This window comes from Kitasatospora sp. NPDC059088, assembly GCF_042738155.1.
Classification (GTDB): Bacteria; Actinomycetota; Actinomycetes; order Streptomycetales; family Streptomycetaceae; genus Kitasatospora.
This window is the reverse complement of the sequence record NZ_JBHYGR010000049.1, coordinates 54,577-63,914: the sequence shown is the minus strand read 5'-3', so window position 1 is coordinate 63,914 and position 9,338 is coordinate 54,577. Positions and strand designations below refer to the sequence as shown.

The window sequence follows — 9,338 nt, the reverse complement described above, 5'->3', positions numbered from 1 at the left end:
GGGGACGTCGGCGCGGCGGGTTCGTGCCGGTGACCGCGGTCGTCGCCGCCGTGGCCGGGACGGGCCTGATCGCGGCGCTGGCCGGGGCGGGCTACGCGGCGTACGGCGGCAAGCAGAGCGACCGGGACCTCGCCGGGCAGGCCGCCGCGGCCGACTCGCTGGTCGCCGCCGAGGTGGGGACGCACGAGGGCATCCAGGTGCCGGGCGCCGGGGGAGCGGGCCTCGCGGGCGCGGTGCCGCCCTCGGGCAGTCCGACGGCGACGGGTCCGTCGGCCACCCCGAGCCCGACAGCCACCGCGACGGCCACCGCCTCCCCGACGGCCCAGCCCACCGCGACGCCGACCCCGACGGCCACCGCCACCGCCACCGCCAAGCCGAGCCCGGCGACCACCCGCCCGAGCGCCAACGCCGCCGCGGGCACCGCCCAGCGGGCCGCCGCGGCCCCGGCGGGCGGCGGGTCGTCCCCCGCGTTCGCGCAGCAGGTCGTCGACCTGGTCAACGCCGAGCGGGCCAAGGCCGGGTGCGGCCCGGTCGCCGCCGAGCCCCGGCTGGCCAGCGCGGCCCAGTCACACAGTGACGACATGGCCAACCGCAACTACTTCGACCACGCCAGCCCGGAGGGCTACCACGCCGACCACCGGATCGAGGCGGTCGGCTACCGCTGGAGCACCTGGGGCGAGAACATCGCCCGGGGCCAGAGCGATCCGGCGGCCGTGATGGAGTCCTGGATGAACAGCCCCGGCCACCGCGCCAACATCCTGAACTGCGACTTCAAGCAGCTCGGGGTGGGGGTGCGGACCGGCGCCAACGGCCCGTGGTGGACCCAGGTGTTCGCCGCCCCGGCCTGACCGGCCCCGCCCCTCGTTCCCGCTGCTCGCCCCTGAGTCCTGTCCCCTGACCCCTGCCTCCGCTCACCCCGCCTCCGCTCGCCCCCGGTGGCCGGTACCTCCGGCCACCGGGCAGTCCGATTTTCCGATTCCGCGCACATTGTTGTTATCTGATCACTCCCCACAGGTCTCCGAGGAGGCAGCGGCGGACGGAAACACGGCAAGACGGAGTGCGGACCATGAACGCTGATGTGCAGAACAGGACCGGGACGACCCTGGTACGCGCGGCGCAGGCAGGTGACCGACAGGCCCAGGAGGCCCTGGTCGCCACCTGGCTGCCGCTCGTCTACAACGTGGCCGGCCGCGCCCTGCGCGGCCACGCCGACGTGGACGACGTGGCCCAGGAGACCATGATCCGCGCCCTGGACGGCCTGGACGGGCTCCGCGACCCGGAGTCCTTCCGCTCCTGGCTGGTCGCCATCACCATGAACCAGGTCCGCCGCCGGCATGCCGCCGGGCAGCAGCAGCCCACCGTCGGCGGCCTGGACGAGGCCTGGGAAGTCCCGGACCCCCGGGCCGACTTCACCGACCTCACCATCCTGCGCCTGGGCCTGTCCGGCCAGCGCCGCGAGGTGGCCGAGGCCACCCGCTGGCTGGATCCGGACGACCGTGAACTGCTCGCCCTGTGGTGGCTGGAGGCCGCCGGCGAACTCACCCGCGCCGAACTCGCGGAGGCCCTCGACCTGACCATGCCGCACGCCGCCGTGCGGGTCCAGCGGATGAAGAAGCAGCTGGAGGCCGGGCGGGTCGTGGTCCGCGCCCTCGGCGCCTACCCGCGCTGCCCCGAACTCGTCGAGGTCACCGCCGGGTTCGACGGCACCCCGAACTCGGTCTGGCGCAAGCGGATCGCCCGGCACATCCGCGGCTGCGCCGGCTGCGACGGCCTGGGCCGCGACCTCTTCCCGGCCGAGGGCCTGCTGGCCGGCCTCGCGCTGGTCCCGATCCCCTCCGCCTCGCCCGCGCTGCTGCACCTCCAGCACACCGCCGCGACCGCCGCGGCGGGCGCCCACACGGCGGCGGCCGGTGCGGGATCGGGCGCGGGCGGTACGGCGGCCGGTGCGGCCACCGGCGGTGGCGCGCACGGCGGTTGGGCCGGCACCGCCGCCCGCAAGGCCGCACTGGCGGGCGGTACGGCCGCAGCGGTGGCCGTCACCACGCTGGCCCTGGTCTGGTCGAACCCCACCGAGCCGCCGCACCCGGCGGTGCCCGAGCCCACCGTCCCGGCCGCCGCCCTGGACACCCCGGTGGCCCTGCCGGCGACCGTCCCGGACACCCCGACCGCCACCCCCACGCCGACGCCGACCCCCACCGGGACCCCGACCCCGACGCCCTCGCCCACCGCCACCCGGTCGACCCCGGCGGCGCCCCAGCCCAACCCGGAACGGCAGCTGGTGGACCTGGTCAACGCCGAACGCGCCAAGGCGGGTTGCGCCCCGCTGCGGATCGACCCCCGCCTGCACGCCTCGGCCCAGAAGCACTCCGACGACATGGCCGCCCGCGGCTTCTTCGACCACGTGAACCCGGACGGCGTCCGCACGGACGCCCGGATCACCGCGGCCGGCTACCGCTGGTCCCAGTGGGGCGAGAACCTCGACCGGGGCCCGACCACGGCGGCGAGCGTCTTCGCCCGCTGGATGGACGGCGGGATCCACCAGTCCAACATGCTCGACTGCGGCTTCAAGGACATCGGCGTCGGCGTCGCCACCAGCCCCGCCGGCACCCTGTGGACCCAGGACCTGGGCGCCCCGATGTCCTGACCGGCCCGCCCCCGCTCCGGCCCGGAGCGGCCCCGCCCGGGTCGGTCCGGGCGAGCGTTTCCGGCCAACCTTTGACGTGGGCATGCTGGCTGCTCTGGAACCCTCTTGGAGCGTTCCAATCCTTGCTACTGTCGCACCGGTTCCACCACCCCGGCGCCCGCACGGCCGCCGTGCGGGGCCCTACGGACCTGCCGACAGGACTGGTGTGAAGTGACAGAACTACGTGACCGACTGCTCGACCGTTCGTCGACCGCCGCCCTCCGAAGCCGACTCGCCGCCCTGGCCGGGGCGCTCGCGCTGCTGGTGGCCGTCCTGGTCGGAGCGGGTGCCGCACCCGCCTCCGCCGCACCCACCGGGGCCTCCGCCGCATCGGCCTCCGCCGCCAAGGCCGCTGCGGCCGGGCCCGGTTGGATCTGCCGGGGCGCGCCCGTCACCCCGGGCTACGTCCTCACCATGCACACCAACAACGGCTGCAACGGCGCCGGCATGTGGTACCAGCAGCCCGCACGGGACGGCATCTGGACCTGCGCCACCTCGCCGATCCCGGCCGGCTACGTGCTCTCCGGGCACAACCCCACCGGCTGCGACGGCTACGACTCCTGGTACATGCGCCTGCCGGTGGACGGTCTGTGGACCTGCGGCACCTCGCCCATCCCGCCCGGCTACGTCCTGACCGCCCACGTCGCCAACGGCAACGGCTGCACCAACATCGACGCCTGGTTCATGCAGCTCGCCAGGGACGGCATCTGGACCTGCGCGGGTTCTCCGATCCCGCCCGGCTACGTCAACACCGGCCACCAGGTGCCCGGTTGCGGCGGCATCGGCTCCTGGTTCCAGGTGGTCGCCCGGCCCGGACTCCAGGTCTGCCCGTACCAGCCCGTCCCGGCCGGCTACCGCCTCGGCGCCTACGTCAACACCGCCTGCAGCGGCCTGGGCGGCTGGTACCTCCTCCGCGCCTGACCCGACCCGGGCCCGGGGAGGGGAGCCGCACGACGGCCGCACCCACCCTTCCCCGGGCCCGCCCCGAGAGTCCGGGGAAGGGCTACGCGGGGGTGACCGGCGCCAGGCCGTCCGCCGAGCCGGTCACGTAGCCGGTGGCCTGGCCGACCACGCCGCCCGCGTCCCCGACCTGCCCGGGCACCGCGTCCGGGGCGCTGGTCAGCGGACCCGGCAGGCCCTCCTGGCCGCCGATCTCGCTGGCGTGCGCACTCGGAGCGGTCAGGGAGGCCACCACGCCGACGGCGAGCGAGGCGACGGCGAGCATGCTGCGCTTCTTCATGGCCGGTCCAACGAAAGCGCGCCGCAAGGGTTACGGGCGGCCCCGGAGCGTCGCGGCCCGGGGAGGCGCCCGGGGCGTGCGGCCGGGATGCCGCGCACGGTGACCGAACGGATACTGGCCGCAGTGGTCCGTGTTCCGTCACGGCGCGGTACCGACGAAGGACGAAGGAGGACGTCATGGCCGGTAAGGCCAGCATCGTATTCGCCCACGGGCTCTGGGCCGACGGGTCGTGCTTCAACAAGCTCATCCCCACGCTCCAGGCCGAGGGCCACGAGGTCTACAGCTCGCAGCACGGGCTCGACTCACTGGCGGGCGACGTCGCGTGCGTCACCCGGGCCATCGAGCACGTGCCGGGCCCGGTGGTGCTGGTCGGCCACTCCTACGGCGGGACCCTGATCACCAAGGCGGGCGTCCACGACCGGGTGGGCGCCCTGGTCTACATCGCCGCGCTCGCCCCGGACGAGGACGAGACCTCGGTGGGCCAGCAGGAGAAGTTCCCCCCGACGCCCGTCTTCGCGCACGTCGGCGTCTCCGACGGGCGCCTCTGGCTGCTGGAGGCGGGCATCGGCGACTTCTGCGGCGACCTGCCGGCCGCCGAGCAGAAGCTGGTCCTCGCGACGGGCGCCGTCCCCGTCCCCGACCTGTTCGCCCAGCAGGTCCCCGGCACCGCCTGGCGCACCAAGCCGAGCTGGTACATCGTCGCGAACAACGACCGCACCGTGAACCCCGACCTGGAACGGGCCGCCGCCGAGCGGATGGGCGCGAAGACCTTCGACGTCGACAGCAGCCACGTCCCCATGCTGTCGCACCCCGACTTCGTCCTCGACGTCATCCGGGACGCCGCCAAGTCCCTGGAGTCCTAGGGTCCGTCTTCAAACTCCCGTCTGCGGGGCGACGCCGGGGCACGCGCCTCGCCGCGTTGTCGTCGGTCGCCAATGCGCTGCATTGGGCTCCCTCCTCCGCCTTGCGATGCACGCACCCCAACGCCGCCCCGCCCGCCCTCCGGGCGGACGACGGGAGTTTGAAGACGGACCCTAGGACCCAGCGCCCAGGGCCCGGGTCGGCCCCGGAGTCGAAATTCCCTGCTGGGACGGTCAGTTCGTCTGCACGAGGTCGGCGGCGAGGGCGGCCTCGCCGGCGGGCACGAGGTGGGAGTAGCGGCGGGTGGTCCTGCTCCACTCCAGGTAGCCGCTCATGGCCGTGCGCATGCAGTCGGTGATCAGGGCGGCGGCTCCGGCCTCCCGCGGCCCGACGCCGCTCGCCAGCCGCTGCTCCAGGACGAGGAACTCCTCGCACCAGGCGGTGACCATGCCCTGGATCTCCCGGATGCTGTCCGCGTGGTCCGGGGCCCCGTCCCGGCCGTGGTCCCGGCTGCGGTCCCGACTCCGGGCTCGGCCAGGGTCGTTCTCGATGACGAGGACGAGGTTGTGGACGTCGCCGCGCGACTCCTCCTTCTCGACGGAGTGGACGTCGTTGAGCGTGTCGACGACGTCCGCGGTGATGTCGGCCATCCGGCGCACCACGGGCTGGGTGTAGAGCCGGTCGGGGAGTTCGAAGCCGTAGGCCTTCTGGCTGAGGTCCAGCATGGCGTACACGAAGCCGGAGCGGCGGCGCAGTTCGGCGTACTCGGCGAGGGTCGGGACGCGTCGGTGGGCGCGGTTGCGGGCCTCCTGGGCGTACGCGCCGAGGTACCACTGCCAGTGCTGTCCGGTGCGTTCCAGCCAGGCGGGGGAGGCGCCGTCGGCGAGGCGCTGCCACACGTCGCCGAAGGCCCGCAGCAGCGGCCCGGCCCCGGCCGGGGGTCGGCCGCCTGCGGCGATGACGCGGGCGAAGTCCGCGCAGACGGCGTCCACCCGCTCCGGCCGGTCGGCCGGCGGGCCGTCCACGTGGTCGTCGAGGAAGGTGGCGACCACGACGGCGTCCACGGTCAGGTCCAGCCGGGCCCCGCTCGTCCGGGGGTTCCAGACGGCCATCAGCCCGGCGATGTCCCAGCGCAGGAAGCGCGCCTCGTCGACCGGGTCCGCGACGAGCCCCTGCCGCCGGCTCCAGAGCAGGCTGCGCCGCCGGGCCGCGTCGGCGTCCGGGCTGGTCGCGGTGTCGAAGGGGAGGGTGAACGCGGTGTCCTGAGGCATGGGGGGTGCCCTTTCGAAGGCATGGCTGTGCCGGCCGTCGCTCGTCCCAAGGGTCGCCGCGACGGCCCTCCGGCCGCAAGGGCGCACGGTGGGGGGCGTGTCGCCGTCCACGGCCGGGGCCGACGGCCACCTTGCCCGGTAGCCGCCGATCGCGGTGTGGTGGTGTCCGGCCACTTCCTCCTGACAGGAGCGACGAATGAGCACGAACGACCCGGATGCGCGGTTCGACGAACGGTTCAGCGACCCCGGTTCGGGCGCGACGCCGTGGGAGACCGTTCGTGGGGTGCTGGAATCGGCACAGCTGTTCTGGATCACCACGGTGCGGTCCGACGGACGCCCCCACGTCACGCCCCTGGTGGCCGTGTGGCTCGACGGGCAGCTGCACTTCACCACCGGCGCCGCGGAGCAGAAGGCCGTGAACCTGGGCGGGAACCGGCAGGTGGCGCTGACCACCGGCTGCGACCGCTGGGACCGGGGGCTCGACGTGGTGGTGGAGGGCGTGGCCGTGCGGGTCACCGCGCGCCCCGCGCTGGAACGTCTCGCGGCCGCCTGGGCGGCCAAGTGGAACGGCGAGTGGCGGTTCCGGGTGACGGCGGACGGCTTCGCCCACCAGGACGGGGGCGCGTCCCTGGTCTTCGGGGTGCGGCCGGCCAAGGTCCTCGCCTTCGCCAAGGGCGGGTTCGGCCAGACCGCCTACCGGTTCGACGGGGGCCGGACCGCCGAGCTGCGGACCTGACCGCAGCCCGCCCGCCCGGAACCCGCCGGGGCCGGCCCGGAACCCGCCGGGACCCGCCCGGAGCCCGCGTCCGTGCTCAGCGGGCGAGGTTCCGGGCGTCCCCCATCACCACCACCGGGTGCAGCGCGGGGTCGAGCGCGAGCAGCAGCTCCCGCATCCGGTCGGCGGTCATGCTGACGCAGCCGTGGGTCGGCCCGCCGTGGTCGACGTGCAGCCAGATCCCGCCGCCGTACCCGGTGCCGCGCGGGCGGCGGGTGTCGAGCGGGGTCGAGCCGGGGACCCGGTTGTAGTCGATGGCGACCACGTAGTCGAAGGAGCCGGCCAGCGGTTCCCCCTCGAAGCCGGTGCCGCCCATCACGAAGTCCTCGGACCGGTGGTAGGGCAGCCGGGCGCCCGGGTCGGGCAGTCGGCCGCCCGCGTCGGTGAGCGTGAACACCCCGACGGGGGAGTGCAGATCGCCCTGGCGGTGGTCGGTGGTCCAGCCGTGCACGGCGTTGCGGGTCGGCCAGGCGGGCCCGGCGCGCCAGCCGTCGCCGTCGTCGCGGTAGAGCACGGCGTGCCCGGTCGAGGCCTCGGGGCCGTCGCCGGTGACCACCAGCACCTGCCGGGTCCCGGCCGGTATCGCGCTGCGCAACTGCGGCCCGACGCCAGGGACTTGGCGCGGCAGCTCGGGAGGTGCGGGGCGCGCGGCGACGGCGACGGGCGGCGGCTCGGCCGGGAGGTCCGGGGCGGAGGTGCCGGGGGCGGTCGGGGCGGGGGTGGTCGCGGTGGACGGTCCGTGGGCCTCGGGGGCGCAGCTCACCAGGAGCAGCGCCAGCCCCACGAGGGCGCGACGGGGTAGGGACATGGCGGTTCCGTTTCGGGTGGGTGCGGGCGGCAGCGGCGACGACGGGGACAGGGACGGGGACAGGCCGGGACGGGGCGGGGCGGCCCGGGCGTCAGGGGATCAGCGGTCGGCCGTCCGGATCGAGTCGAGCACCTGCTGCACCTGCCGCAGGGTCCGTTCGGAGGGGTCGAGGGCGCAGGCCGTCACCTCGACCAGGGCGGGCCCCTTGAGGTCGACGCTCCGCCGGCCGACGAGCTCCCGGTTGCCGTTGCGGGTCGAGCACTCCTTGTCCAAGGGGGTCTCCGTCATCCCGGTGGTCGCTCCGTCGGGCTGCCCGGCCGTGTCCGGCGCGTTCACCAGCCGCAGGGTGAGCAGTACCCGGTCGGGGGCCGGCTGCGCGGCCGATGCGCCGCAGGGGACGGGCAGCCCGAAGCAGGGCCCGTTCGGATTGAACGGCCGGTTGGCCAGGTACCCGACGGCCTGGTGCGGGTCGCCGGTGACGGGTTCCGAGAACCAGCCCGGCGGCAGGGTCGCGAGGAGCCCGTCGACCTCGGGGAACCGGAGCGGGGCGCCCGTTGCGGTGGGGAGCGGGGAGGCGGTGGCGGTCGGCCGCCCCGCGGCCTCCTGCGCCGGCCCGGGGCTCGGGGCGATCGCCGGGGCGGCGGCCAGTACGGCGGCGACCAGCCCGCCGGTCAGGCCGAGCCCGAGGCCGGCGTTGCGCCGTCGCCGCCTGGTCCGGGCCGCTCGGGCGAACACCCGCTCCATCCGGTCCTTCGGCGCGGCCAGGGGCGGGACGGCCTCCTGCAGCAGGACGCGCAGCTCGTCCTCCTCCACCCCGGCGCCCTCGCGCGGATCAGACGCGTTCACGACGTCCCCCGTCCAGCAGCAGTTCCCTGGCCGGGAGCCGTCCGCGCAGGGCGGCCAGCGCCCGGTGCGACTGGCTCTTGACCGTTCCGGTGCTGCAGCGCAGCACCTCGGCGGTCTCCTCCACGCTGAGGTCCTCGAAGAAGCGCAGCACCACCACGGCGCGCTGGCGCGGGGGCAGTGAGCGGACCGCCTCGGCGACCACCTGCCCGAGCAGCACGTCCTCGTAGGGGTCGGCCCGGGCGACCGCCGGTTCCGGCAGCTCCTCGTGCGGGAGTTCGCCGGTCCAGCGCCGCCGCCACCAGGAGACGTGGCAGTTGACCAGTACCTTCCGCAGGTACGCCTCGGGCCGCTCGCGGGCGATCAGCTCCCAGCGGGGCCAGACCTTGGCGAGCGCGGTCTGCAGCAGGTCCTCGGCCTGGTGCCGGTCCCCGGTGAGCAGCCAGGCCGTGCGCAGCATCTTGGGGCCGCAGGCGGCGACGAACTCCGTGAAGTCCGGTGTCGCGTCCGTCATCCTGCTGCCGCCCCTGCCCCTGCCATGGTTCCCGCACCGTTCCCGTCAGCCGTGGCGGCCCGGCGGGCCGCGTCCTCGTTCGTGTCGTTCTCACGGCTGCTGAACGCGATGGGCGGCGGACCGGGTTGCCTGCCCGTCGGAAGAATTTTCGCAGCTCCCCGGGCGGGTGCCGGGCGCGGCCCCGGTGGTGCGGGGAGGGAGGGCTTGGACGGCCCGCGTGCCGGCCGGGGCTAGGCCGGGCGGCAGGCGGGGCGAGGGGACCACCAAGGCCCGGCCGTTCCCGCACGGCCCGGGGCGCCCCGGGGCGCCCGGGGGGGGCCCGGGGGGCGCCCCCCCCCCCCCC

At 75.4% G+C, this 9,338-nt stretch carries 10 protein-coding genes; 5 read left to right on the top strand and 5 right to left on the bottom strand.

The window, feature by feature from the left end:
• From ACFWXO_RS22740 to ACFWXO_RS22730, 3 genes are all read left to right on the top strand, one after another.
• On the top strand, positions 1–848 hold an 848-nt coding region (locus ACFWXO_RS22740; RefSeq protein WP_380525573.1), incomplete at its 5' end, for a CAP domain-containing protein.
• 218 nt (positions 849–1,066) lie between these two features.
• Positions 1,067–2,644: a sigma-70 family RNA polymerase sigma factor gene (locus tag ACFWXO_RS22735; RefSeq protein ID WP_380525572.1), complete on the top strand. Its 1,578-nt coding sequence runs from the start codon at positions 1,067–1,069 to the stop codon at positions 2,642–2,644.
• A 210-nt stretch (positions 2,645–2,854) separates the two neighbouring features.
• Positions 2,855–3,604, top strand: coding sequence for a hypothetical protein (locus ACFWXO_RS22730; protein WP_380525571.1), 750 nt, complete (start codon positions 2,855–2,857; stop codon positions 3,602–3,604).
• 82 nt (positions 3,605–3,686) lie between these two features.
• Here ACFWXO_RS22730 and ACFWXO_RS22725 read toward each other — a convergent pair whose 3' ends face one another.
• A complete protein-coding gene (locus ACFWXO_RS22725; RefSeq protein ID WP_380402434.1) occupies positions 3,687–3,923 on the bottom strand; it encodes a hypothetical protein in 237 nt (78 codons plus the stop codon).
• 176 nt (positions 3,924–4,099) lie between these two features.
• Between ACFWXO_RS22725 and ACFWXO_RS22720 the strand changes: the two genes are divergently transcribed.
• Positions 4,100–4,786 carry an alpha/beta fold hydrolase gene (locus tag ACFWXO_RS22720; RefSeq protein ID WP_380525570.1) on the top strand — a complete coding sequence of 229 codons (687 nt, stop codon included), beginning with the start codon at positions 4,100–4,102 and terminating at the stop codon, positions 4,784–4,786.
• Positions 4,787–5,017: 231 nt separating this feature from the next.
• Here the strand turns inward: ACFWXO_RS22720 and ACFWXO_RS22715 are convergent, their stop codons facing one another.
• On the bottom strand, positions 5,018–6,055 hold the full coding sequence (locus ACFWXO_RS22715) for a terpene synthase family protein (protein WP_380525569.1): 1,038 nt from the start codon (positions 6,053–6,055) through the stop codon (positions 5,018–5,020).
• A 196-nt stretch (positions 6,056–6,251) separates the two neighbouring features.
• Here ACFWXO_RS22715 and ACFWXO_RS22710 point away from each other — a divergent pair, with 196 nt between their 5' ends.
• The gene (locus ACFWXO_RS22710) at positions 6,252–6,791 is read left to right on the top strand and encodes a pyridoxamine 5'-phosphate oxidase family protein (RefSeq protein ID WP_380525568.1); all 540 of its coding nucleotides are present in this window, start codon (positions 6,252–6,254) and stop codon (positions 6,789–6,791) included.
• A 76-nt stretch (positions 6,792–6,867) separates the two neighbouring features.
• Here ACFWXO_RS22710 and ACFWXO_RS22705 read toward each other — a convergent pair whose 3' ends face one another.
• The 3 genes from ACFWXO_RS22705 to ACFWXO_RS22695 form a co-directional block, all read right to left on the bottom strand.
• The gene (locus tag ACFWXO_RS22705; protein ID WP_380525567.1) at positions 6,868–7,638 is read right to left on the bottom strand and encodes a L,D-transpeptidase family protein; all 771 of its coding nucleotides are present in this window, start codon (positions 7,636–7,638) and stop codon (positions 6,868–6,870) included.
• A gap of 99 nt (positions 7,639–7,737) precedes the next feature.
• Positions 7,738–8,484, bottom strand: coding sequence for a hypothetical protein (locus ACFWXO_RS22700; protein WP_380525566.1), 747 nt, complete (start codon positions 8,482–8,484; stop codon positions 7,738–7,740).
• Positions 8,471–8,995, bottom strand: coding sequence for a SigE family RNA polymerase sigma factor (locus ACFWXO_RS22695; RefSeq protein WP_380525565.1), 525 nt, complete (start codon positions 8,993–8,995; stop codon positions 8,471–8,473). The genes ACFWXO_RS22700 and ACFWXO_RS22695 overlap by 14 nt, the downstream gene beginning before the upstream one ends.
• Positions 8,996–9,338: the final 343 nt, after the last annotated feature.